A 22,907-nucleotide genomic window follows, 5' to 3' on the forward strand; every position below is an offset into this window, starting at 1 on the left:
GTGCTTGGAAACGTCTGCCAGCGACCGGGAAAAATATCAGTTTACTGTGAGGGCGCTAACGATTCCAAGTGTTGGTTTAACTGGGCAAGACGTTCGGGGGTGCCGACATCCATCCAGTAGCCCTCATGCAAGGTACCCAATACTTGCTGGCGCTCTATCGCGGCGTAGAGCAAGGGGGCTAGCTTGGCCGCTTGGTCTTTAGGCAGATCTGCAAAAAGCTGCGGTTTGTAGACGCCTATGCCACTTAAGGTTGCGCTACGAGCACCGGCTGCGGCTTTGTCGCACAGATGCGCATGCCCCTCTTGCATACCGAAATCCCCTTCCGGGTGGTGTGCAGGGTTGGGCGTCAGTACCAGCCAGGCTTGTTCGGGGCCTTGTTGCAGGCGCTCGGCCATGGCAAAAGCCTTGGCGGGGTCCCAGTCAGACCAAATATCACCGTTCATCAGCAAGAAGGGTTGGTCTTGGAAAAAATCCAGCGCCTTGGCAATGCCGCCTGCAGTTTCCAGAGCGCTTGATTCTGGCGAATAGCTCAGACGCAGGCCCCATTGGCTGCCATCGCCCAAGCTGGCCTCAATCTGCTCCCCTAGCCAGGCATGGTTGATGATGACGTCGCGGATGCCTGCTTTGGCCAGCGCGCGTAAATGCCAGACGATCAAAGGCTGACCACCGGCCGGAATCAGGGGTTTGGGGCAGGAATCGGTCAAGGGGCGCATGCGCTCGCCCCGACCTGCTGCCAGAATCATGGCTCGCATCAGACCGTCATGCCCAAGACGGTTTGCCGGCCTTCCAGGCGGTTGAGTAGGCGCAGCAAGGCATTGAAGCATTCGTAACGGCTGGCGACTTGATGCACATAAGCCAGCAGGCGGGGCATATGATCCAGATAGTGATGTTTGCCGTCACGTAGCGACAGGCGGGCAAAAACACCCAGAATGCGCAGATTGCGTTGCAGGCCCATCCATTCGTATTGCTGATGAAAAACGGCAAAGTCAGCGGGCACATCCAGCCCGGCTTCCATTGCCGCCTGCCAGTAGCGAATGGCCCAGTCTAGTTGCTGCTCTTCAGTCCAGGTGTGGCGTGCGTCCATCACCAGCGAAGCGATGTCATAGGTAATGGGGCCTGCCAGCGCGTCCTGATAGTCAATGACACCGGGTTCAGTCTGGCCGGGCAAGGGCATCATCAGATTAGGGCTGTGAAAATCGCGGTGTACGAGTACCGTTGCGCTTTGGACGTTGGCTTGAACCAGCTCGCCAAAGGTTTTGTGCAACATTTCTTTGTCTTTGTCGCTGAGATCAAACTGGCGGTGCTTCTGGATGTACCACTCAGGAAAGACTTGCAGCTCTTCTAGCAGGCGCTGTTCGTTGTAGGCAGGCAATCCTGTGGTGTCAGCTTGTTGCAATTTCACCAAAGTCAACAAAGTACTGCGGTACAGTGTGTCCAGCTCGCTTTGTGTCATGGGGTTTTTCAGCGCAGCCTGAAAGTTGTCCTGACCCAGATCGCTCAGCAGCAAAAAGCCTTGCTCAGTATCTTCTGCCAGGATTTCCGGGACGTGTATGCCCGTCGGGGCCAAGAGCTTGGTCACGTGCACAAAGGGTTTGCAATCCTCGGTAGCGGGGGGCGCGTCCATCAAGATAACGGTACGACCCTGGGCTTGCAGGCGGAAATAACGGCGAAAACTGGCGTCGCTGGAGGCCGCTTGTAGCGTATCCAGCTCTAAACCCAAGCCGGGTTTCAGGGTGTTCAGCCAGGTGATGGCTTGCTGCAGGCGGGGGTCGGTAGCGGCAGAAATAGAAGCAGACATAAATAAGGGATGCAGAAGATCGTAACGGATTAGTGTTTAGCAGTGCCGCTAAACGGCAGGCTTAACTATAATACCGGGTCGCCAGGGTTTTTCACCTGGTACGAGCAAATGCAGGACACAACTGGAGGCGCAGACTTAGTGCGAGTTGCGGCGTGGTATATCGTGTTGATGATGGCAGGCATGGGCGTTGCCCAGGCTCAGTCGTCTGTGCGTCCGTCTTTAAAGACGTCTCCCGGTTTGCAAGTGCGCAAGCTTCAGGAAGAAGATATGGCCGTCTATTTGATAGGCGACCAAATGAAAACGCTGGAAGATGGCACCTTGCGTATGGAAGGCGGAGCGCAGGTTCGGCGCATTGACTCCGTAGTCAAAGGCGACCGGATCGACTATCAGGAAAAAACCGGCCAGGTGCAAGTGCGTGGCAATGGCCTGATCATGCGCGATGGCGCTTTGGTGCGCAGCCAGGAGTTTGATTACAACCTGGATGCCGATACGGGCAGCATGACGAACCCCGAATTCTGGATGGGGGCTACGGGTGGTAGTGGTACTGCGACACAGGCTGATATTCTCAGCTCCAACCATATGCGCCTGTCCGATGTGAATTACTCAGGTTGCCCTTGCCCAGACCCTTCCTGGTATATCCAGTCGCCCAAGGTGGACCTGTATTCCAAGGAAAACGAAGGGGTGGCGCGCAATGGCGTGTTGTACTTCAAGGGCGTTCCGCTCTTGTATTCCCCTTATTTGACCTTTCCCCTGCGCAAAGAGCGCAAGTCCGGCTTTTTGCTGCCTACTTATGGCATGACGACGCGGGGTGGTCTGGATCTGAGCGTTCCGTATTACCTGAATTTGGCGCCCAACTTCGACGCCACCCTGTCGCCTCGTTTCATGAGCAAACGCGGTGCCATGCTGGGTGGAGAGTTCCGCTACTTGGGAGACAGCTTCTCGGGTGAGCTGACAGGTAATTATTTGCCCGATGATAAAGAGCTTGGCTACAAACGCTGGCTGTTCATGGGGCAGTATCGCCAAAGCTTACCGGCTGATTTTTACCTGAACGCGGATATCCGTCGTGCTTCTGATGATGATTACTTCCGTGACTTCAGCAGCTTTGGACTGAATGATTCCACTATCCAGGATCTGGCCAGTACCGTAAAGCTGGGCTGGGAAGGCTCAAAGTATTTTCGCTCTCATGTCAGCGCGACGCGCTATCAGACCTTGCAGGACTCCAGCACAGGCTATCGTCAACCGCAGTATGACAAATTACCTGAATGGTATATGGGTGCCTCCCGTTATAACTGGGGCGGCTTTGATGTGGTCAGCGATAACTACGCGACTCGCTTTCGTATGCCGTTCTATAGTGGGAATTTGAACGAGTTCGATGAAATGCGTTATACGCGTCGGGCCCCCGACGGTACGCGTTTCTCGTCTTACACAACGATTGCGTACCCTGTTATCCGTCCGGGTTGGTATATCACGCCCAAGGCTGGTTTGCACATGAGCCAATACCAGACTGACTGGTATGTGGGCGAGAAAAGCATGGCTCATTATGCTGATCGGGCACGAACACAAAGCCGGGTCTTGCCCATTTTGTCTTTGGACAGTGGGATGACCTTCGAGCGTGACACCACGCTGTTTGGCAACTCGTCCATTCAGACTCTGGAACCGCGCGTCTATTATCTGTATGTGCCTTATCGGGATCAGTCGACAATTCCCTTGTATGACACCAGTCTGGCCAGCTTTAACTTTGCCCAGGCTTTTAGTGAGAATATTTTCTCGGGTGGCTGGGACCGAATTTCCAACGCCAACCAGGTAACAGTGGGTCTGACCTCGCGTTGGCTGGATGCGGATACAGGCTACGAACGCCTGGTTCTGCAGGCTGCCCAGCGTTTGTATTTTGATAAGCAAACCGTTACTTTGGGCGATGAACAAGCGCGTACTACTACCCGTTCAGACTATCTGGTTGGTGCCAGTGCTGCCTTGACCAATACGTTCGGGGTGAATTTTGATGCGCAGTTCAATCCCGATGAGCGGCGTCGCAACCGACTCGCTGCTGGTGTGCGCTGGCGTCCCAAGCGTTTGGCAACCTTGGGCGTGAATTATCGTTATGAACGTGATCCGCGTCAGGTTGTGGATCCCACCTTTACGCCCATTGAGGAAGATCATCGGGGCAAAGAGTATGTCTCCATGACCGGCCAGTGGCCCTTGAGCAACAAGTTGTATGCTGTGGGGCGTTACGATTACTCCATTCAGGAAAGCCGTGGTACGCAGACCGTGATGGGGCTGGAGTACAAAGGTGATTGTTGCTGGACGGCGCGAGTCGTGATGCAACGCTATGCCGTGTCGGCCAGAGAAACCAACAAGGCCATGTTCTTCCAGCTGGAGCTCTCCGGCCTGGGCGGGATTGGCAACGACCCTATCAAAATGCTGCGTGACCGCGTAATTGGCTATGAGCCCATCTCGGCCCCCGTACAGGAAAAAATGATTCATGAGAGGTATGAATAATATGCGTTTCAGCTTGAAAAACCGTACCCTGTCATTGGCCATGATGGCCGTAATGGGTCTGGGCACGGCCCAAATGGCTCAGGCGCAGTCCAAGCCCGCCGCTTCCAATAAGGCCGCACAGGCCGCTGCACCACAGTTTGTGGATGGCATCGCTGCCGTAGTCAATGATGAAGTCATTACGCTGCGTCAGGTCGACCAGGAAGCCTCGCAGGTGCTGGACCAGTTAAAGCACCAGAAAATTCCTGCCCCTGATCAGGATGTGTTGCGCAAGCAAGTCTTGCAGCGCTTGATCAATGAGCGTCTGGAGCAGCAGGAAGCCCGCGCAATGGGGATTTCCGTCGGGCCGCAGCAAGTGGATGAGGGTGTGCGCATGATCTCTTCGCGCAACGGCATGAGCGAAGCTCAGTTGCGTGCGGAGATCGAGAAAAACGGTATTAGCTGGGAACAGTACCGCGCCAACTTGAAGCAGGAGATCCTGTTGGATCAGTTGCGTATGCGTGCGGTTGACAGCAGCATCAACATTACGGATGCCGACATTGATATTTACCTGCGCTCCCAAGGTGGAGCCGGCTTGGGTAATCTGGGGCAGTCTGCGGCACAAAGCCAGGATGCTCCAGTTAGCCTGGCGCAGATTCTGGTGCGTGTTCCAGAAGGCGCGAACTCCAGTGAAGAAGCTCGTCTGCGCAGCAAGGCAGAAGGTTTGCTGGCCCAGGCTCGTTCTGGCGCGGACTTTGCCGGTCTGGCAGCATCGAGCTCGGACGGTCAGGAAGCCTTGAGTGGCGGTGTGATTGGCACGCGTTCCTTGTCCGATTGGCCTGATTTGTTTGCCCAAGCGGTGAATGATTTGGCCCCCGGTCAAGTATCGAATCTGATTCGCAGCGGCCAAGGCTTTCATATCCTGAAGGTGCTGGAGCGTGGTGGCAGCAGCCCGGTCAATACCTCACAGGTGGCCGGCGCCAATGCGGCGCAATCGGGCCCCATGATGGTGACCCAGACTCATGCGCGCCATATTCTGGTCAAGCTCTCCAAGGTCATGACCTCTGAGCAGGCTCGTCAGCGCATTGAGCAATTGCAGGTTCGTTTGCAGAATGGTGAGCCCTTCCAGGATCTGGCCAAGCGCTATTCGGAAGATAGCAGTGCGCCCCAAGGTGGTGATCTGGGTTGGCTCTCGCCCGGCGAGACTGTGCCGCCTTTCGAGCAAGCCATGGACAAGCTGCAGCCCGGTAAGGACACCGCTGTGGTTGAATCGCAGTTTGGCTGGCACTTGATCCAGGTGGTGGAGCGTCGCACTCGCAATATGGAAGGCGAGTACAAGCGCATGCAGGCCCGTCAGGCTTTGTTCCAGCAACGTGCGGAACCCGCCTTTGAAGATTGGCTCAACAGCCTGCGTGGCCGTGCCTACATTGATAACCGTTTGGACCCTGAGTCCAGCACACGCCGTCGCTAAGGATAGGTATGGCCCAGCATCAGGCGCGCAAGCGCTTTGGACAGAACTTTCTGGAAGATCAGGGCATTATCGACCAGATCATCCGTGCGATTGGCCCTCGGCCTGTCGATAATATGGTGGAAATCGGTCCGGGCCTCTCGGCCCTGACTCGACCGCTGACGCAGGCGGTGGATCGCTTGCGAGTGATTGAAATTGACCGCGATTTGGCGGCCAGACTGCGCAATAATTATTCGCCCAGCAAGCTGGAGATTATTGAAGCAGACGCCTTGCGTGTGGATTTTGCTGCTCTGGGTCCTGATCTGCGTGTGGTTGGCAACTTGCCGTACAACATTTCCAGCCCCTTGCTGTTTCATCTGCTTGATTATGCAGATGCGGTGGTCGACCAGCATTTCATGTTGCAGCGCGAAGTCATTGACCGCATGGTTGCCAAGCCAGGTTCGTCTGATTACAGCCGCTTATCGGTGATGTTGCAGTCCCGCTATCGCATGAGCAAGTTGTTTGAAGTGCCGCCCGAGGCCTTCAATCCTCCTCCGCGAGTAGTGTCTGCCGTGGTGCGCATGGTGCCTTTGCCAGCGGATCGTCCTCAGGCGCGTGATGCACGAGTTTTCAGCCAAGTGGTGGCGCGCTCTTTCTCGCAAAAGCGCAAGATGCTGCGGGGTAGTTTGGGCGATTGGACGCCGCACATTGACTGGGATGGTTTGGGAATTGCCCCTACCAGCCGTCCGGCGGAGCTGTCGTTGACGGACTATATTGCTTTGTCGGATCACCTGATGGATAAGGGCGTTATAAAAGCCCCTTGATCTCGTAAAAAGGCCCCGTAAGGGGCTTTTTTCTTATCCGAAGAACCAGTAGCACACCGCGATGGAGGCCAGGACTCCCGCCAGATCTGCGATCAGGGCGCAGGAGACGGCATGTCGGGCGCGTTGTATTCCTACCGCGCCAAAATACACCGCCAGAACATAAAAGGTGGTTTCAGTGCTGCCCTGCACGGTGGCACCCAGCAAGGCGGGAAAACTGTCCACGCCATGATGCTGCATGGTTTCAATCAGCAAGGCGCGAGCCGCGCCGGCCGAGAATGGCTTGACCAAGGCGGTGGGCAAGGCGTCGATAAAGCGAGTATCCAGCCCGGTCAGGTTCACTAGCCAACGGATGACATCCAGCACGATGTCCAAGGCGCCAGAGCTGCGCAGCACGCCCACGGCACACAGCATGGCGACCAGATAGGGCAGCAGGTCCCGAGCCACCACAAAGCCTTCTTTGGCCCCTTCCACAAAGGTTTCGTAGAGCGGGATCTTGCGACGCCAACCCAGCAACAGAAACAGCCAGATGATGGACAGCAAGGTCAGGTTGCCCAGAAGCGAAGAGAGTGACTGGATGGCTGCGGCACTCAGGGTGCCCAGCAGGGCCATAAAAGAGCCCATGATCAGTGCAAAGACGGAGAACCACAGCAGCAGCACGGGATCAAACAGGCGCAGGCGCTGTACCAGAGCGACGCTAAGCAGCCCTGCCAGGGAGGAAGCGGTAGTGGCCAATAGGATGGGCAGAAACACCATCGTAGGATCTGGGGCGCCTTGCTGGGCTCGGTACATGAAGATGCTGATGGGGATCAGTGTCAGCGATGAGGCATTCAGCACCAAAAACAGAATCTGAGCATTGCTAGCCGTATCGGGATGCGGGTTTAGCGACTGCAAGGACTTCATGGCGCGCAAGCCGATGGGCGTGGCGGCATTATCCAGCCCCAGCCCATTGGCAGCGAAATTCAGGGTGATCAGCCCCAAGGCGGGGTGGCCCGCAGGCACACCGGGCATCAGGCGGCTGAACAGGGGTCCCAGCCAACGGGCCAGGGTATCGATCAGGCCAGCCTTTTCGGCAATTTTCAAAAAGCCTAGCCATAGCGTCAGGGTGCCGAAAAGTAGCAGCATCAGCTGTACAGACAGGGCGGCCATATCAAACAGGCTGCGCACCATCTGCGCAAAAATTTCGCTATTTCCCCCTACCAGCCACTGGTAAAAGCCGCTGACGGCGGCGATCAAGAAGAAAAATAGCCAAAGAGTATTGAGCATAGTGTTGGCAGCAGGCAAGACAATCAAAAAGCCAAGCTAGATTGTCGCAGAATCTGGCCGAGTTTTAGCGGCTACGGTATGTAAGGGCGGCGGCACAAATAGTCGCAAAATGGGTAGTGGCCCCCTTTAAGCGTGTGCGAGCGCTGAAGAAAAACCGGCCTGGCGACCGGTTGGGTGTTTCTTAGTCCACGCGCCCTTTGGCCTGGATCAGTTCAATCTTGTAGCCATCGGGATCTTCCACAAAGGCGATCACAGTTGTGCCGTGCTTCATGGGGCCCGCTTCCCGGACGACCTTGCCGCCACGAGCCTTGATGTCCTCACAGGCTTTGTAGGCGTCAGGTACTTCCAGGGCGATGTGGCCATAGCCATCGCCCAGATCGTAGGATGGGGTGTCCCAGTTATGGGTCAGTTCCAGCACGGCGGCTTCAGACTCGTCCTGATAGCCCACAAAAGCCAGGGTGAAACGGCCGTCCGGGTAGTCGGACTGGCGCAGCAGTTTCATTCCGAGCACTTCGGTATAAAAGGCCAAAGAACGGTCCAGATTGCCGACACGCAGCATAGTGTGCAGGATACGCATAAGGTAGAGCTCCTAGAGTTCAGCCTGCCTTAAAGCAGGGGCAGGGTGCCTGGATCATATTGTCGTAGCTGATTGCGCGCCTGAACAAAATCAGGGTAGAGCGATTCGACCAAGGTCCAGAAACGTGGGCCGTGATTCATCTCTTGCAGATGCGCGACTTCGTGAGCAACGACGTAATCAATAATGGATGGGTGAAAGTGTATCAGGCGCCAGTTCAGCATAATCGTGCCGTCACTATTGCAGGAACCCCATCGTTTAGCTGGCGCTGCCAGGCGCAGTTTGCTGGCATGCAGGCCAGACAGATTCAGATAGTGTTGAAGGCGCTGTTCAAACCAGTGCCTGGCCTGTTTCTGTAGCCAGGATTGCGTCAATTCCTGAACACGTAGCGGTTCCGCATCCAGAGGCAAAGGCAAAGACAGCCGTTGGCCGTTTTGCGGCTGGGGTATCTGACCTTCAAAGTGCACTTGCTGAATCTGCGGATTCAGGCTCAATCGGATGGGCACGCCCATAAAGGGCAGGGTATCGCCATCGACCCAACTTAAGGTGTTTAAGGCCAACTGTTCGCGACGTTGCTGATACTCGCGCAGCTTGCGCAGAATCCAGGCGCTTTTTGTGTGCAGTACCTGTTCGGCCTGACTGAGCTTGACCCAAGAAGGCAAGGCGACCGTCAGGCCGCTGTCATTAATGGTCAAGCCCAGGGTGCGGCGTCGGGAGCGTTTGAGCTGGTAGCCGATTGCGTGACCATCCAGCTCGATTTGCTGCCACTGTACGCCCTCAGGCAGCGTGTCTGGCCGTACCGTCAATGCACGTTGAGGTGGCAAGACCGAACCGGCGGGCTGCTTTGCGGGCCGCTGCGCCGGGTGGGGAAAGGCCGTGTCAGGAAACAGGGCCAGTTGTGGGGGGACCGTCATAGCGTTCCGGGTTCAAGACGCGCATTTCGGTTTCAATCCATGTCTGTACGCGCTGGTTCAGTTCTTCAGGGGTCAGCCCGGCAGGATCAATGGGAGGACCAAAGGAGATAGTAACCAGACCCGGCGTCTTGATAAAGGCATTACGACGCCAGCATTCGCCCGCATTATGTGCGACAGGAATAACAGGGGTGTTGGTGCGACTGGCCAGCAAGGCTCCGCCCAATTTGTAGCGCCCTGTAGAACCAGGAGCGGTACGGGTCCCTTCGGGGAACAGCAAAGGCCAGCGCCCCTCATTAATACGCTGTTGCCCGATTTTAACGACTTGTTCAAAGGCATCGCGGCCTTTGGCACGGTCAATCGGGATCATGCGCAGCAAGGCCAGGCCCCAGCCAAAGAACGGCACTTTGTGCAGTTCGCGCTTGTAAACAAAGCAGACCTGACGCGGCATATAGGCGGGAAAGAACAGCGTTTCCCAGGCCGACTGGTGCTTGGACAGGATGATGGCCTTGCCATCTGGCAGGTTTTCCCAGCCTTTGGTCTGCCAGCGTATGCCCAAAATGTTTTTCGCTCCCCACACCGCCAGACGAGGCCAGCCCACGGTAAAGCGATAGCGCAGGTCCAATGGCAAAGGTGCGATCAGCACACACACAAAGGCGTAGGGGATAACGGTGATCAACAAAAAGAGTTGATAGAGTGAAGCGCGGATAATGCCCATATCAGTTTCCGTGTAGCCATTGATCGACAACTGCCGCCAGATCAGCCTGAACGCGCGTGCCTTCAGGCAAACCGCCTTTTTCCAAGGTGCGCATGCCTTTGCCGGTTTGCACCAGCCAGGGCGCACAACCCGCTGCACTGGCCGCTTGCAAGTCGCGCAAGGAATCGCCCACTGAAGGGACGGTTTGCAAGTTCACTTCATAGCGATGGCCAATGTCGTGAAACATGCCGGCGGCCGGCTTGCGGCAGGTGCAGCCATCTTTAGGGCCATGGGGGCAAATAAAGATGGCGTCGATGAAACCACCTAACAAGGCCAGCTCACGACGCATCTTGGCGTGGATGGCATTGAGGGTGTTCATGGAGAACAAGCCCCTAGCCAAGCCCGACTGGTTGGTGGCCACCACCACCTTCCAGCCGTTTTCGGTCAGGCGCGCCAAGGCCTCCAGGCTGCCTGGAATAGCCTCCCACTCTTGCGGGCTTTTGATAAAGGCATCGCTGTCATGGTTGATGACACCGTCCCGATCAATGATGGCAAGTTTCACTACTGTGCCAGCCTGGAAAGATCAGCCACCTGGTTCATCAGTGCATGCAGCTTGGCCAGCAAGGCCAGGCGGTTGGCACGAACAGCAGGATCTTCGGCCATGACCATCACGTCCTGGAAGAAGCTGTCTACCGCAGCACGGGCCTGAGCCAGTGTTGCCAGGGAGGCGTCAAACTCGCCGGCTGCAAACTGGGCCTGGGCCACGGGTTGCAACTCTTCAATCTTGGCAGCTAGTTCGCGTTCAGCGGGTTCCACCAGCAACTTGGCGTCCAGAGGGGCCAAATCGCCTTCTGCCTTTTTGAGCAGATTGCTGACGCGCTTGTTGGCGGCGGCCAGGCTTTCGGCTTCGGGGCGTTGGGCAAAGGAGGCGCAGGCCTGAATACGGGCGTGTACCTGTTCCAGTGGTGGACGTAAAGCCAATACAGCATCAACCACGCTGCGTTCGTAATCGTTGCTCAGCTGGTTGCGGTAGCGTTCGTAGATGAAGGCTTCCACAGCAGGCACGGTATCTTCAGCCAGCACGCCTTCTTTGAAGAAGGACGCTGTGGTGTTGAGTAGGGTATCCAGACTCAGGCTGTTGGTCTTGAGCTGGGCACCAGCTTGCAACTGTTCATAGGCGCTGATCAGGCCCAGGGCGGCACGGCGCAAGGCATAGGGGTCGCGCTCGCCTGTCGGAGCCAGGCCAATGCCCCAGATACCGACCAGAACCTCGGCACGTTCGGCCAGGAACAGGATTGCTTGAGTCAGGCTGGCAGCCGAAACTGGCTGGTCCAGACGGTGGCGGTATTGCTCGCGAATAGCCAGAACAACGTCTTCCGGCTCGCCATCGGCCTGGGCGTAGTAAGCACCCATCACGCCTTGCAGCTCGGGGAATTCGCCCACCATATTGGAGTTCAGGTCGGCCTTGGCCAACAGGGCGGCACGACGTGCGTGCTCTTCATTCGCGCCCAATTGCTTGGCAATGTAGCCAGCCACTGCTTGCAGGCGGTCAATACGGTCCAGTTGCGAACCCAGTTTGTTGTGGTAGACGCTGCCAGCCAGGGTAGGAACCCGTTCGGCCAGGGTTTGTTTGCGATCGGTTTCGAAGAAGAACTGGGCGTCGGCCAAACGAGGGCGCACCACGCGTTCATTACCTTCGATGATGTTGCTGGGATCGTCCACCTTCATATTGCTGACGATCAGGAAGCGATTGGTCAGTTGTTGAGTGGCGGGATCAAACAGCGGGAAATACTTTTGATTCAAACGCATGGTCAGAATCAGGCACTCGGACGGCACTTGCAGGAACTGCTCGTCAAACTGACCGACGTAGACAGTCGGGTATTCAACCAGCGCCGTCACTTCGTTCAGCAAGGCTTCCACTTCGGGGTCAATCCCCAGGCTGGCGTTCAAACGCGTGGCTTCCGCTTCCAGTTCGGCCCGGATTTGTTCGCGACGAGTCTCGAAGGATGGAATGACCAGGCCTTGTTCCTGTACCTGGCTGGCCCAGCTGTCTGCATCGCGAATATCAAAGGGGGCGTCACACATGAAACGGTGGCCGTGAGTCTGGCGACCGGCTTGCAAACCCAGTGCGCTGACGGGCACCACATCGGAACCCCACAGGGCGATCAAGCCGTGGGCAGGGCGCACGAAACGTACGCTGCTGACGCCATCGGCCAATTGATAGCGCATCACTTTAGGGATGGGCAGGTGGGTAAGCGCCCAGTCCAGGGCTTCTTGCAGACCGTCTTTCAGGGCAGAACCGGTGGCGATGCCGCTGGCATACAGGTAGTCCTGTTTGCCATCAGATTCGCGCAGCAAATCGCTGGCCTTTACGTTCTCTAGACCTTTGGCGGCCAGGCGCTTGGCCAGTGCCGGTGCGATTTCACCATTGGCATCCAGGCCAATATGCGCAGGCATCAGTTTTTCGGTGTACGGCTGATCTTCCGCTTGCTGGTAGGCAGCGCTGAACCAGGCGGCCAGACGGCGTGGCGTGGCATAGGCACGCACTTCGCAGTTCGGTGCCAGCAGGGCGTGTTCGCCCAACACTTTTTGCAGGCCTTCGCTAAAGGCCTGACCCAGCTGCTGTAGTGCTTTTGGGGGCAGTTCTTCGGTGAACAGTTCAATCAGCAAAGGCTGTGTCGTAGAGGCGTTCATTACTTGGCCTCCGAAGATGTGTTGCTCAGCATGGGGAAACCTAGGCGTTCGCGGGATTCGTAGTAAGCCTGCGCTACGGCCCGGGACAGATTACGGATACGGCCAATGTAAGCAGCGCGCTCAGTCACACTGATGGCGCCACGGGCGTCCAGCATATTGAAGGTGTGCGCGGCTTTCAGCGTCTGTTCGTAAGCGGGCAGGGCCAGGGGCACGTCAATGACGCGCTTGGCTTCGGCTTCGTAGTCGTTGAAATGCGCAAACAGCATTTCAGTGCTGGCGTGTTCAAAGTTGTAGGTGGATTGCTCCACTTCGTTCTGGTGGAACACGTCGCGGTAGTAAATGCGCTGGCCATTGTGGCCTTCGGTCCAGACCAGATCGTAGACGCTTTCCACACCTTGCAAATACATGGCCAGACGCTCCAGGCCATAGGTGATTTCGCCCGTGGTAGGGGTACAGTCCAGACCGCCTACTTGCTGGAAGTAGGTGAATTGGGTGACTTCCATACCGTTGAGCCAGACTTCCCAGCCCAGACCCCAGGCGCCCAGTGTCGGGTTTTCCCAGTCGTCTTCAACAAAACGGATGTCGTGCGCTTTGGGATTGATACCCAGCGCTTCTAGCGAGCCGATATACAGGTCCAGGATATTTTCAGGTGCGGGCTTGAGCACGACCTGAAACTGGTAATAGTGTTGCAGGCGGTTGGGGTTGTCCCCGTAACGCCCGTCTTTGGGGCGACGCGAAGGCTGCACATAGGCAGCGCGCCACGGTTCGGGACCGATGGCCCGTAAAAAAGTTGCCGTATGAGAGGTTCCGGCACCGACTTCCATATCGTAGGGCTGAAGCAGAGCGCATCCGTGCTTGTCCCAGTATTGCTGGAGCGTAAGTATGATTTGCTGAAAGGTGAGCATGAGCAATGGCCAGTAAAGCGAGAATCTGCAAAATTTTTCTATTTTAGCGTGAACTGCGCGCTTGCAGCAGAAAAGCGCCCGCGATGACTTTTTAAGGCTTCGTCACGCCCCGTTAACGCCACTTTTTTCTACTGTGTTAGGACAGCAGGCGTCTTTCTTGTTGCGGTTCCGCTGGCAGGGAACCGGGCTGGCCGTTCTGCCTCCCCTCTGGCGGGCCATGTTTGAGCCGTCCGGGCCATGGGCAGGCCCTCTTAGTACCAAGCGGTCAAGTTGTTTTTAGACGTATCATATGCGTTTGTCCAAATACTGCTTATTTGCTGGCCTGATCTTGAAACAGAGTCTTGGGCAGCAGTCTAAAGGAGGCTAGGTCCATGAGTGAACTTGTCACGCTTGAACGTATCGGCAAGGTAATGTTGATTACCTTGAATCGCCCCGAGGCGCGTAATGCCATCAACCTGGAAACAGCCCAGGCGCTGGCCCAGGCCCTGGATGAGTTCGATGCCGATCCTGGCATTGCCGTGGGCGTGCTGACGGGTGCGAATAATACGTTTTGCGCCGGTATGGATTTGAAAGCCTTTGCCAAGACAGGCCAGCGTCCCTATGTAGGCGACCGCGGCTTCGCCGGCATTTGCGAACGCCCACCTGCCAAACCCCTGATTGCGGCGGTAGAAGGCTATTGCCTGGCTGGCGGTTTTGAAATTGCTCTGTCCTGCGACCTGATTGTGGCGGCCAACAGCGCCAACTTTGGCCTGCCTGAAGTCAAGCGCGGTATCGTTCCCGGCTCGGGTGGCATGGTGCGTTTGCCCAGCCGTATTCCCTACCACATGGCCATGGAAATGGTGCTGACTGGCGGTATGTACCCCGCAGCCCGCATGGCCGAACTGGGTTTGGTCAGCCGCTTGGCGGAGCCGGGCAAAGCGACCGAGCAGGCTTTGGAGTTGGCTGCGCAGATTGCCGCTAACGGTCCATTGGCTGTGCAAACCGCCAAGAGCATCGTCTCCCAGTCGCGCGACTGGCGCCAATCGGATCTGTTCGATCTGCAGCGCCCCCGTATCGCCGGTATCTTTACCTCTGCAGACGCTAAAGAAGGCGCCACCGCCTTTGCTGAAAAGCGCGAACCTGTCTGGCAGGGCAAATAGTTTCCCCTTGTTCATCCCGTTTTTTATATAGACGCCACCATGACCACGATCAAAGAAGACGATCTGATTCAGTCCATCGCTGATGCGGTGCAGTTCATCAGTTATTACCATCCCACCGACTATCTGGAGCATCTGGCCCGCGCTTACGAGCGCGAGCAGAACCCGGCCGCCAAAGATGCCATTGCCCAGATCCTGACCAACTCGCGCATGTGTGCCGAGGGCCATCGCCCCATCTGTCAGGACACTGGGGTGGTTAACGTATTCCTGAAAGTGGGCATGGGTGTGCGTTTTGATACCAAGCGCTCTTTGCAGGAGCTCTGTGATGAGGGGGTGCGTCGTGGTTATCTGAATCCGGATAACCCGCTGCGTGCCTCCATCCTGAATGACCCCTTGTTCACGCGTAAAAACACACGCGACAACACGCCCTGTATTGTGAATGTCGAATTGATCGCTGGGGATCAGGTCGACATTCAAGTTGCGGCCAAGGGCGGCGGTTCGGAAAACAAGAGCAAATTTGTGATGCTCAACCCCAGCGATTCTCTGGTTGATTGGGTGCTCAAGACTGTTCCTACGATGGGTGCAGGCTGGTGTCCTCCCGGCATGCTGGGTATTGGCGTTGGTGGCACGGCCGAAAAAGCCATGTTGATGGCCAAAGAAGCCCTGATGGAAGACATCGATATGTACGAGCTTCTGCAACGTGGCCCGCAAAGCAAGCTGGAAGAGCTGCGTATCGAGCTGTACGAGAAGGTCAATGCTCTGGGTATTGGCGCTCAAGGCTTGGGTGGTTTGACGACTGTGCTGGATGTGAAGATCAACACCTTCCCAACCCACGCGGCTTCCAAGCCTGTTGCCATGATCCCTAACTGTGCGGCGACCCGTCACGTGCACTTTTCGCTGGATGGCAAGGGCCCTGCCGAATTGGCCCCGCCACCGCTGTCGGCCTGGCCTGACATTCACTGGGCACCGGATTACAACAAATCCCGCCAGGTGAATCTGGACACCCTGACGCCTGAAGAGGTGGCTTCCTGGACACCCGGTCAGACCTTGCTCTTGTCGGGCAAGATGTTGACGGGCCGTGATGCTGCTCACAAGCGCATTCAGGACATGTTGGAAAAAGGCGAGTCCCTGCCTGTGGATTTCACCAATCGCGTTATTTACTACGTGGGCCCGGTGGACCCTGTGGGTGACGAAGCAGTCGGTCCAGCAGGTCCAACCACGGCAACCCGCATGGATAAGTTCACAGACATGATGCTGTCCAAAACGGGTCTGATTTCCATGATCGGCAAGGCAGAACGTGGCCCGGTGGCCATCGAAGCTATTCGTGCGCACAAATCGGCTTACCTGATGGCGGTGGGCGGTTCGGCTTACCTGGTGTCCAAAGCGATTCGCAAAGCGGAAGTGGTGGCGTTTGAAGACCTGGGCATGGAAGCGATTTACGAATTCGAGGTCAAGGATATGCCCGTGACAGTGGCGGTAGACTCGCAAGGTGTCTCCGTGCACAACACCGGCCCAGCTGAGTGGCGCAAGCGCATTGCAGAGATCTCTTTGGTCGCTGTCTAAACAGTCGCTTCAGGGGCTTATCGCCCCCGGAGCGTGAAGTGCAAAACCCGCATTTTGCTTTGATTGAATGAAGAGACAGCGTTCTCCTTCGTACTCAATCAGACAAAACGCGGGTTTTTTTGTGCGATCTGCCCCTGCCTTGGACGTGCCGGACAGGGGGCAGAGCTACTCGCCCAAAACTTAGGTTTGGGCAAGTTTGATCTTCATGCGCTCGTAGTCCGAAAGGTACTGTTTGGCGAGTTTTGTCTTTTGTGCCTCGCTCAGTATCTTTCCTGACACTTGAAAGAACTTGGATTCTTCTTCCTTCAGGTGATGATGCACGATGTGAGATAACTGTTTGGCCTTGGCATGCCAACTGCCGCCTTCATAATCAGCTTTGCTCAAGTCCTCCACGCATTCATCAATTTCGTGGTGCTCGGCCAGTGCATGCCGGGATGAGTTCAGCCCCATATCATCCATCAAAATGGGGGCGTACAGATACCGTTCCTCAGCAGCAGCATGGGCTGCCAACTCGACCCTGAGCTCCTTAAGGATAGATTCACGCTTGCCACTTTCTGGAGTGGCTCGTAGCAAGCGCCTACAGAGTGAGCGTTGTACTTCATGGCTCTGTCGAAGCGCCTCGTAAATCGTGATGGCCATCAGCATTCTCCTTAACAACAGTTGGGTACGGCTCGCTGTGCGCAGATCATGAGACTGAATGTCTCATGGCTAAAGTGGGTCGGTACGGCTTGCTGCAAAAGAGGGACTAGGTGTCTGACCATGTCCGGCGTAGTGTCGTGGCAAAACCGCCCTCTACACGGGAGATGGGGCGGGCGCTGGTACACACTCTGGGTCGGGCAGACCAGGCGATACTCGCGCCAGACAAAACCAGCTTGTCCACCAGGGCCTGGTCTTCGCTACAGGCCAGGGCTTCAAAGCCGCCTACCTGCTCGTAGACTGCGGCATCTATGCCTAGATTTGCCCCGTGAACATGGCGGTGGCCGTCCCGGTCCTGGTAGCCCTTCAGAAAAGACGCTTTGGCGCGCTCCGCAAATTTGCCATGACTGGACCAGTCGTCCACCTCTACCGTGCCGCACACCACTTGTGCTTGAAGCGCCAACTGATCTACCAGCCAGCTTGCCGAGACTGTGCTGTCGGCATCCGTGAAAGCGAGCCAGCGGGCGCCGCTTTGTATGAGTTGGCGGGCACCGGCGGCTCGGGCTAAACCTACGTTTCTGAACTGAACATGTAATTGCTCTACGGGCCAGGCGCTGGCCAAGGCCGCGCTGGCATCCGAGCAAGTGTCATGAACAACAATAATTTTCACAGGCTCACCATCCAGACCGGGATGCGCTGCCGCTTTTACGACCGAGTGCAGGCAGGCCGCAATGTATTGATCTTCGTTGTGAGCGGGAATACAGATGCCTATCATGCTTTTCCTTGCCCGGGCTTACGCCAGATATCCAGTTGAAACAGCTCATCCCGATGGCTTGTCACATGGGTCGCATTGCAGCGCTCTGTGATGCGTTGATGCATCCCAACGGTGTCCTGCAAGCGATCATGAAAGTCCGGCAGGTAATGGCACATGAGCCATTCGCCTTGCGGTGCCAGCGAATCCATACATCGCTCCAGCAATCGATCGAAGTCCGGGGGGCGCAGGTAGTAAGCCAGTTCTGACACGACGATCAGTTCAACATTGGCCTGCGTATCTGCCGGCCAGTTGTCTGGCACTTGCATGAGTTGAGGATGTACATGGCTGATCTGCGCTTCTGACAGAGCCGCCTGGCAACGGTTTAAAGCCGTAGGGGACAGGTCGATGGCACAAAGCTGTTTGCAACGCTGTGCTAGCCCTATGCTCAGCTCCCCTGTGCCGCAACCCAGTTCCAGAGCCTTGCCATAGGACTGACGCGGCAGACACGCCAGCACGATGTCCCGCTTGCGCCGTTCATACCAGGACGAACGGACATTCCAGGGATCCCGATGAGTTTGATAAAGGGCTTCAAAGTCAGTCATCGGAACAGCACCTCGTAAGGGCGTTCAAGGCGCGCCAAAGCAAAGTCTGGCAAGATCGCCGCTTTGCCTGAAACAGGGTCGGGCAGCAACTGACTTTGAAATTGCTGTATTGCCCTGGATTTCAGGTGTTGCTCCAAAGGAGTCAGTTCGATTTGGAACGCGCGTTGAGCAGGGAATCGCGGCTCATCGGGCTGAGCCCAATGCCATCCCCAAATAGGAACTTCCAGGAATTGACAGCCTTGTTGCCGAGCCGCAGCATGACTGGCGCGGGATGCGGCCTCGTGGTCAGGGTGGCCATCCAGATGCCAAGGCGCAATGACGGTGTCCCCCGGATTGAAGCGTTTTCGCAACTGTATTTCAAGCTGGGTTTGTGCTTGTGATACGCCTCCGTCAGGTATTCCTAAACGGTCGCGCAGGATGTCAGGATGCAGCATGGACAAAGCACGCAGGCTTTCCTGGGTACGAATTTCAGCTAATTGAGCCGAGGGGCGTTCGCAGCTGGCTTCATGGCTGGCCTCGCCGTCGGTGACCGCCCAAATCTGAACGTTAATGCCGCGCTTGCCCAATTGCTGGATCAGACCGGCGCAGCTAAGTACCTCATCATCGGGATGGGGGGCCACAATGTGCACGGTGTGAGTGCGGGAGATGAACTCGTCTACGTTCAGGACTGGCAAGGGATGACGTTCCATCCAGGCTTGCCATTCGTGTTCGGGGGTTCCATTGCCCTCTATGAGGCGATCTGGCCTTAGAGCTCCCATAGCGCTTGCTCCTGGGTCTTAAGCAAGGTTCTGCCATGGGCGGACAAGTCACGTTCAGCATGGCTTTGGCGCAGAAACACGGGCAGATCGGCAAACAATTGGGCCAGATGGGCGTTCTTGCATAAGGGACCGGCGCCCAGCGCCCGTGGCGCGCGACGCAGCACCGTTTCCACTGCGAACTCGACTGCCAGACGCGCCCGTTGAACGGCGAGTTCACAGCTGTCTTCAGGTATGTCATCAATTTGACTGGCAGCACTGGATAGCAGGCAGGCAGCCTGTTTGAGTGCGACGTCTATGGTGCCCAAGTGGGCCAGCAGGTGTTCATCATCGGGGCGTCGGCGGGCTTGCTCCAGAACATAATGAGCGATGGCACCGGCGGCCCCAAACCAACAGGCAGCCACACCCGCCGCACCATGTGTGAATCCGGGCCGCTGGATGTAGCTACCCGCTTCACCCACCCGTGTGCCTAGCGCGGAATCGAAGGTGACGTCGACGCTATCGGTATGGGCCATCCCGACGGCATGCCAACCCTCGGACCCTACCGAGACGGCATCCTGATCCATATCAACGGCGACCAGACAGGGTTCGTCGTTCTGGTCCCAGCAACTGATCAGCGCATGGCTTACGGCATCGGCGCCGGAGCACCATGCCTTGACGCCTTGGACGTAGACAGCCCTGGGCAGTTCAGGATGATCGCCTAAATGGACTTTGTGGCTAGGCGGCTCGGCACACCAGACGGCCCAGAGCGCCTTGTCCTGGATGAGAGCTTGCTCTCCCAGCTCGTGCAAGATGGCCAGCGCATCGTGATGGCTTTCAAACAGCTTGGCGCAGCTAAGATCGATGGCCGCGATTGCCGCCAGATCATGCCATCGTTTAAGGGTGTCGCCCGCGCCGGGCAAAGGCAGCGATTCGCTACGTTGAAGCAGGCTTTTCAGGGCGCTCAGATGGCTGGTGTGACCTTTCGCTATATAGCGGTCCCTAATACTGGCAGCAGCACTGGCTGCTGTACTTGTCCGCGTCTGCGTGTCCATCTGGTCGGTCTCCTGTCTGGTTAGATTGGGCTAGTCAGAAGGTATTGCCCGCTTCTGGGCGCTATATGTGCCTAAGTTCCTTGAATGAAAAGAATAAGTCTACGACGTTTGCGCAGCGCAAGCCTACCATTGCATGAAGCGCTATTTGCCACAAGCACGTTAACCCGCCGTACTGTATCCAAAAAAAACAGTTCCGATATAGGCGCTGAAATGACAATATATGTACAGGCTGAAATATTCTGTACATTTTTACGGTGTATGGTAGTAGGCTAGATACTATTCAGAACTTAAGTGTTGAAATAAAAAGTATTTGTTTGTGGTCTTAATAAGGGCCTTGTATGACACAACTTCAAAGCAACACCATGCCGCAGCTCAATCCAAGCATCTGGCAAACGCTTGAGCTCGTGCGATTACGTCAAACCCCCTGGCATAAAAAACAGGCCATCTTCGATAAACTGCAGTCACTCGGGCTGGTTGAAGCCATTCCACAGACTACGCAGACGCCTTCCCCTTTCCCTGCTCCCCTGATAGCGGCCTTGACCGAAGAGGGACGTCGAGCGCTGGAGATGCGTCTAGGACACCAGGCGGCCTTGATCAAACTATTAAATGACTAGTGATGCTTAGCGCAGCTGCTTGAGAAGGGCCGCTGTGGCAGGTCTTGGAGGGGCAGAAACAGGCCTATGGCTAACTCGACCCTTGAGCAACTGTTGCTGTGCTCAAAGCCAACAGCTGTCTTTTTCGATATTGATGGAACCTTGGCTCCCATTGCAGCTCATGCCAGTCAGGTACAGATAGCGCCCGCCATGTTGGCGGCGCTTGATGCTTTGTCTGTGAAGCTGGATGGGGCCTTGGGTATCCTGACAGGCCGGCCACTTCATGAAGCGGAGCATTTGCTTCTTTCCCGCCCCTTCGCCATTGCGGCAGAGCATGGTGCCACAATCCGCCGTCATGACGGCAGCATCGCGTCCACGCCTGAGATCGGCCCAGAGGTCCAGGCCCTATATGAGCACGCTCAGGCAGGCATAGAGGCGCTGCCCGGTGTTTGGGTGGAGCACAAGCGCTTTGGCATTGCAATTCACTATCGGTCGGCCCCTCAGTTTCAGGCACAAGTCTGCGATTTGGGAGAGCGTCTTTTGAGCGCTTATTCCCAGATGATGGGTCTGCACGGAAAAATGGTTTTTGAGATCAAGCAGACCGGGGTGGATAAGGGCACTGCCTTGCGTACCCTCCTGGAAAGCAGGCCATTTCGCGGCGGGTTTCCTGTGGTTTTTGGGGATGACGTCACTGATGAGTACGCATTCTTGCAGGTACAAGCCCTGGGCGGGCTAGGCGTAAAAATTGGCCCTGAGCCATCTGCTGCTGCCTTATCCTTGGCATGCCAGCAAGACTTGCTGCCTTTTCTATCGCAGTGGCTGGCTACGCTCAGGACGGGCTGAGCAAATCGTTCATGAAGCGTTGTTTCCAGGTCTGCAAATTGTTTTTTTGCAGGACTTGCATCATGGCGGCATGTCGCTCCTGACGCTCTTCCCGCGTCATAGACAGAGCCTGAGCAATCGCCTCGGCTACGGCACTTTTATCGTAGGGGTTGATGAGCAGAGCGCCCACGTGCAGCTCCTGCGCCGCCCCGGTAAATTCCGACAAAATCAGCACGCCCGGATCTTCCGGACATTGGACGGTCACATATTCTTTGGCGACCAGATTCATCCCGTCTCGTAGCGAACTCACCAGTCCAATGTCACAACGTCGAAAGAAAGCCAGCAGCGTGGGGCGATCAAAACTGCGATTGATGTAGTTAATGGGCATCCAGGATGGCTCTGCCCATTTGCCATTGATCTGGCTGGTCAGTTGCTCGATTTCATGCCGAATCTGGCTATATCCATGTACATCGGTGCGAGAGGGCGGAGATATCTGTACCAGGCTGACAGCGCCTCGACTTTTGGGATTTAAGCGCAGGAACTCTTCGTATCCGTTCAGGCGCTCGACAATGCCTTTCGTGTAATCGAGTCGGTCCACACTAATAATTAGCTGATTTTCCCCAAACTCCTTTTGTATACGGCTCATGGTTCTTTTCTTCTGAGCCAGCTCCATATCTTTGATGGTGGAGGAGAAATCGATGCTGATGGGATACGCACCTACTTGGGGTATTGGCCCACTTGCTGTTTCGAGTCCGGACGGCATGGGATCTTTAGCGGGGCTCGTAACTGTGTTGCGGTAATCACTAAACGCTTGCACGTCAGCCTCTGTTTGAAAACCGAGCAAATTATAGGCAGACAAGGCTTGTGACAATTCACGGTGTACAGGAATAGCACTAAAGGTGCTGGGTGGGGGAAAGGGGATGTGCAGAAAAAAACCAATCTTGTTCTTCATGCCTAGCGCACGGCAAAACTGCGCTAAATGCATGAAGTGATAGTCGTGTACCCAGATCACATCATCTTTGGAAATGTGCTCGGATAAGCGTTTCGCAAAAATCTGATTGACGCGTAAATAGGACTGGAAGTCCTCTCGCTTAAATCGAATATGGTCCAGACGATAATGAAATGCAGGCCAAATAACTGAATTTGTGAAGCCCCGGTAAAACCCGTCGTAATCCCGCTGTGACAAGGGCCAGGTTAGCGTATCTAAAGAGCCAATCCGCCCATGCTCTAGCGATTCTGCTTCATGTCCACGATCGATTTTTCCGTTCCAGCCCATCCACAGACAGGTCTCGCCTTGCAGCCCTTCCAGCACAGCGATAGCCAAGCCGCCTGCAGAGGGTTTGCCCTCTACCAGCGACGCCACTCGATTCGAAACTAAAACGATCTTGCTCATGTGCCTCTCAATTTGAAGGAAAAAATAAGGCAGA

General features: G+C 56.1%; 22 protein-coding genes. 7 read left to right on the forward strand and 15 right to left on the reverse strand.

Annotated features, from left to right (window positions below; all coding sequences use genetic code 11):
• Positions 1-41 precede the first annotated feature (41 nt).
• Positions 42-752, reverse strand: a complete 711-nt coding sequence (murU, locus tag AC1RSM_RS11340; RefSeq protein ID WP_492932544.1) for an N-acetylmuramate alpha-1-phosphate uridylyltransferase MurU — start codon at positions 750-752, stop codon at positions 42-44.
• Complete coding sequence (locus tag AC1RSM_RS11345; RefSeq protein ID WP_492932546.1) at positions 752-1,798, reverse strand: aminoglycoside phosphotransferase family protein; 1,047 nt, start codon at positions 1,796-1,798, stop codon at positions 752-754. Before AC1RSM_RS11345 ends, murU begins: the two co-directional genes overlap by 1 nt.
• Before the next feature lie 108 nt (positions 1,799-1,906).
• Here AC1RSM_RS11345 and AC1RSM_RS11350 point away from each other — a divergent pair, with 108 nt between their 5' ends.
• The 3 genes from AC1RSM_RS11350 to rsmA are packed head-to-tail and all read left to right on the forward strand — an operon-like array spanning position 1,907 to position 6,541.
• The gene (locus AC1RSM_RS11350; RefSeq protein WP_492932548.1) at positions 1,907-4,294 is read left to right on the forward strand and encodes an LPS-assembly protein LptD; all 2,388 of its coding nucleotides are present in this window, start codon (positions 1,907-1,909) and stop codon (positions 4,292-4,294) included.
• Complete coding sequence (locus AC1RSM_RS11355; protein WP_492932974.1) at positions 4,287-5,741, forward strand: peptidylprolyl isomerase; 1,455 nt, start codon at positions 4,287-4,289, stop codon at positions 5,739-5,741. The genes AC1RSM_RS11350 and AC1RSM_RS11355 overlap by 8 nt, the downstream gene beginning before the upstream one ends.
• Before the next feature lie 8 nt (positions 5,742-5,749).
• Positions 5,750-6,541, forward strand: a complete 792-nt coding sequence (gene rsmA / locus AC1RSM_RS11360) for a 16S rRNA (adenine(1518)-N(6)/adenine(1519)-N(6))-dimethyltransferase RsmA (RefSeq protein ID WP_492932550.1) — start codon at positions 5,750-5,752, stop codon at positions 6,539-6,541.
• A 33-nt stretch (positions 6,542-6,574) separates the two neighbouring features.
• On the opposite strand, the gene AC1RSM_RS11365 is transcribed toward rsmA, so the two are convergent.
• From AC1RSM_RS11365 to glyQ, 7 genes are all read right to left on the reverse strand, one after another.
• Positions 6,575-7,804, reverse strand: coding sequence for a nucleoside recognition domain-containing protein (locus AC1RSM_RS11365; protein ID WP_492932552.1), 1,230 nt, complete (start codon positions 7,802-7,804; stop codon positions 6,575-6,577).
• A 181-nt stretch (positions 7,805-7,985) separates the two neighbouring features.
• A complete protein-coding gene (gene gloA / locus AC1RSM_RS11370; RefSeq protein ID WP_035271035.1) occupies positions 7,986-8,381 on the reverse strand; it encodes a lactoylglutathione lyase in 396 nt (131 codons plus the stop codon).
• Between the two features lie 29 nt (positions 8,382-8,410).
• Positions 8,411-9,292, reverse strand: a complete 882-nt coding sequence (locus tag AC1RSM_RS11375; RefSeq protein WP_492932555.1) for a M48 family metallopeptidase — start codon at positions 9,290-9,292, stop codon at positions 8,411-8,413.
• Entirely contained in the window at positions 9,258-10,007 is a 750-nt protein-coding gene (locus tag AC1RSM_RS11380; protein WP_492932557.1) for a lysophospholipid acyltransferase family protein, read from the reverse strand. Before AC1RSM_RS11380 ends, AC1RSM_RS11375 begins: the two co-directional genes overlap by 35 nt.
• A 1-nt stretch (position 10,008) precedes the next feature.
• Complete coding sequence (gmhB, locus tag AC1RSM_RS11385; RefSeq protein ID WP_492932559.1) at positions 10,009-10,548, reverse strand: D-glycero-beta-D-manno-heptose 1,7-bisphosphate 7-phosphatase; 540 nt, start codon at positions 10,546-10,548, stop codon at positions 10,009-10,011.
• Positions 10,548-12,680, reverse strand: coding sequence for a glycine--tRNA ligase subunit beta (glyS, locus tag AC1RSM_RS11390; protein WP_492932561.1), 2,133 nt, complete (start codon positions 12,678-12,680; stop codon positions 10,548-10,550). The genes gmhB and glyS overlap by 1 nt, the downstream gene beginning before the upstream one ends.
• Positions 12,680-13,585, reverse strand: a complete 906-nt coding sequence (glyQ, locus tag AC1RSM_RS11395; protein WP_492932563.1) for a glycine--tRNA ligase subunit alpha — start codon at positions 13,583-13,585, stop codon at positions 12,680-12,682. The genes glyS and glyQ overlap by 1 nt, the downstream gene beginning before the upstream one ends.
• Positions 13,586-13,956: 371 nt before the next feature.
• On the opposite strand from glyQ, the gene AC1RSM_RS11400 reads away from it, so the two are divergent.
• Together AC1RSM_RS11400 and AC1RSM_RS11405 are read left to right on the forward strand one after the other, a co-directional pair.
• On the forward strand, positions 13,957-14,724 hold the full coding sequence (locus AC1RSM_RS11400) for a crotonase/enoyl-CoA hydratase family protein (RefSeq protein ID WP_492932565.1): 768 nt from the start codon (positions 13,957-13,959) through the stop codon (positions 14,722-14,724).
• 39 nt (positions 14,725-14,763) lie between these two features.
• Complete coding sequence (locus AC1RSM_RS11405) at positions 14,764-16,284, forward strand: fumarate hydratase (protein WP_492932567.1); 1,521 nt, start codon at positions 14,764-14,766, stop codon at positions 16,282-16,284.
• 180 nt (positions 16,285-16,464) lie between these two features.
• On the opposite strand, the gene AC1RSM_RS11410 is transcribed toward AC1RSM_RS11405, so the two are convergent.
• From AC1RSM_RS11410 to AC1RSM_RS11430, 5 genes are all read right to left on the reverse strand, one after another.
• The gene (locus AC1RSM_RS11410; protein WP_492932569.1) at positions 16,465-16,923 is read right to left on the reverse strand and encodes a hemerythrin domain-containing protein; all 459 of its coding nucleotides are present in this window, start codon (positions 16,921-16,923) and stop codon (positions 16,465-16,467) included.
• A gap of 106 nt (positions 16,924-17,029) precedes the next feature.
• Entirely contained in the window at positions 17,030-17,695 is a 666-nt protein-coding gene (locus AC1RSM_RS11415; RefSeq protein ID WP_492932571.1) for a glycosyltransferase family 2 protein, read from the reverse strand.
• Entirely contained in the window at positions 17,692-18,276 is a 585-nt protein-coding gene (locus AC1RSM_RS11420) for a class I SAM-dependent methyltransferase (protein WP_492932573.1), read from the reverse strand. The genes AC1RSM_RS11415 and AC1RSM_RS11420 overlap by 4 nt, the downstream gene beginning before the upstream one ends.
• On the reverse strand, positions 18,273-19,034 hold the full coding sequence (locus tag AC1RSM_RS11425; RefSeq protein WP_492932575.1) for a PIG-L deacetylase family protein: 762 nt from the start codon (positions 19,032-19,034) through the stop codon (positions 18,273-18,275). Before AC1RSM_RS11425 ends, AC1RSM_RS11420 begins: the two co-directional genes overlap by 4 nt.
• Positions 19,022-20,065 carry an acyl-CoA dehydrogenase family protein gene (locus AC1RSM_RS11430; protein WP_492932577.1) on the reverse strand — a complete coding sequence of 348 codons (1,044 nt, stop codon included), beginning with the start codon at positions 20,063-20,065 and terminating at the stop codon, positions 19,022-19,024. Before AC1RSM_RS11430 ends, AC1RSM_RS11425 begins: the two co-directional genes overlap by 13 nt.
• A gap of 338 nt (positions 20,066-20,403) precedes the next feature.
• Between AC1RSM_RS11430 and AC1RSM_RS11435 the strand changes: the two genes are divergently transcribed.
• Positions 20,404-20,679, forward strand: coding sequence for a hypothetical protein (locus AC1RSM_RS11435; protein WP_492932579.1), 276 nt, complete (start codon positions 20,404-20,406; stop codon positions 20,677-20,679).
• 66 nt (positions 20,680-20,745) lie between these two features.
• A complete protein-coding gene (gene otsB / locus AC1RSM_RS11440; RefSeq protein ID WP_492932581.1) occupies positions 20,746-21,501 on the forward strand; it encodes a trehalose-phosphatase in 756 nt (251 codons plus the stop codon).
• Here otsB and AC1RSM_RS11445 read toward each other — a convergent pair.
• Positions 21,488-22,873 (reverse strand): alpha,alpha-trehalose-phosphate synthase (UDP-forming), encoded by a 1,386-nt coding sequence (locus AC1RSM_RS11445; protein ID WP_492932583.1) that lies wholly within the window; start codon positions 22,871-22,873, stop codon positions 21,488-21,490. The two genes, otsB and AC1RSM_RS11445, sit on opposite strands and share 14 nt — an antisense overlap.
• Between the last annotated feature and the right edge of the window lie 34 nt (positions 22,874-22,907).

The sequence above is a fragment of the Alcaligenes sp. GW821-FHT11D07 genome, assembly GCF_058808495.1.

What these genes read in the sequence shown, in the direction of transcription:
- AC1RSM_RS11420 (WP_492932573.1), bottom strand. Translation starts at nt 18,276, where the DNA reads ATGACTGACTTTGAAGCCCTTTATCAAACTCATCGGGATCCCTGGAAT.
- AC1RSM_RS11415 (WP_492932571.1), bottom strand. Translation starts at nt 17,695, where the DNA reads ATGATAGGCATCTGTATTCCCGCTCACAACGAAGATCAATACATTGCG.
- AC1RSM_RS11430 (WP_492932577.1), bottom strand. Translation starts at nt 20,065, where the DNA reads ATGGACACGCAGACGCGGACAAGTACAGCAGCCAGTGCTGCTGCCAGT.
- AC1RSM_RS11350 (WP_492932548.1), top strand. Translation starts at nt 1,907, where the DNA reads ATGCAGGACACAACTGGAGGCGCAGACTTAGTGCGAGTTGCGGCGTGG.
- AC1RSM_RS11400 (WP_492932565.1), top strand. Translation starts at nt 13,957, where the DNA reads ATGAGTGAACTTGTCACGCTTGAACGTATCGGCAAGGTAATGTTGATT.
- AC1RSM_RS11365 (WP_492932552.1), bottom strand. Translation starts at nt 7,804, where the DNA reads ATGCTCAATACTCTTTGGCTATTTTTCTTCTTGATCGCCGCCGTCAGC.
- AC1RSM_RS11355 (WP_492932974.1), top strand. Translation starts at nt 4,287, where the DNA reads ATGAATAATATGCGTTTCAGCTTGAAAAACCGTACCCTGTCATTGGCC.
- rsmA (WP_492932550.1), top strand. Translation starts at nt 5,750, where the DNA reads ATGGCCCAGCATCAGGCGCGCAAGCGCTTTGGACAGAACTTTCTGGAA.
- AC1RSM_RS11425 (WP_492932575.1), bottom strand. Translation starts at nt 19,034, where the DNA reads ATGGGAGCTCTAAGGCCAGATCGCCTCATAGAGGGCAATGGAACCCCC.
- AC1RSM_RS11435 (WP_492932579.1), top strand. Translation starts at nt 20,404, where the DNA reads ATGACACAACTTCAAAGCAACACCATGCCGCAGCTCAATCCAAGCATC.
- otsB (WP_492932581.1), top strand. Translation starts at nt 20,746, where the DNA reads ATGGCTAACTCGACCCTTGAGCAACTGTTGCTGTGCTCAAAGCCAACA.
- glyS (WP_492932561.1), bottom strand. Translation starts at nt 12,680, where the DNA reads ATGAACGCCTCTACGACACAGCCTTTGCTGATTGAACTGTTCACCGAA.
- AC1RSM_RS11410 (WP_492932569.1), bottom strand. Translation starts at nt 16,923, where the DNA reads ATGGCCATCACGATTTACGAGGCGCTTCGACAGAGCCATGAAGTACAA.
- AC1RSM_RS11375 (WP_492932555.1), bottom strand. Translation starts at nt 9,292, where the DNA reads ATGACGGTCCCCCCACAACTGGCCCTGTTTCCTGACACGGCCTTTCCC.
- gloA (WP_035271035.1), bottom strand. Translation starts at nt 8,381, where the DNA reads ATGCGTATCCTGCACACTATGCTGCGTGTCGGCAATCTGGACCGTTCT.
- AC1RSM_RS11445 (WP_492932583.1), bottom strand. Translation starts at nt 22,873, where the DNA reads ATGAGCAAGATCGTTTTAGTTTCGAATCGAGTGGCGTCGCTGGTAGAG.
- AC1RSM_RS11405 (WP_492932567.1), top strand. Translation starts at nt 14,764, where the DNA reads ATGACCACGATCAAAGAAGACGATCTGATTCAGTCCATCGCTGATGCG.
- murU (WP_492932544.1), bottom strand. Translation starts at nt 752, where the DNA reads ATGCGAGCCATGATTCTGGCAGCAGGTCGGGGCGAGCGCATGCGCCCC.
- glyQ (WP_492932563.1), bottom strand. Translation starts at nt 13,585, where the DNA reads ATGCTCACCTTTCAGCAAATCATACTTACGCTCCAGCAATACTGGGAC.
- AC1RSM_RS11345 (WP_492932546.1), bottom strand. Translation starts at nt 1,798, where the DNA reads ATGTCTGCTTCTATTTCTGCCGCTACCGACCCCCGCCTGCAGCAAGCC.
- AC1RSM_RS11380 (WP_492932557.1), bottom strand. Translation starts at nt 10,007, where the DNA reads ATGGGCATTATCCGCGCTTCACTCTATCAACTCTTTTTGTTGATCACC.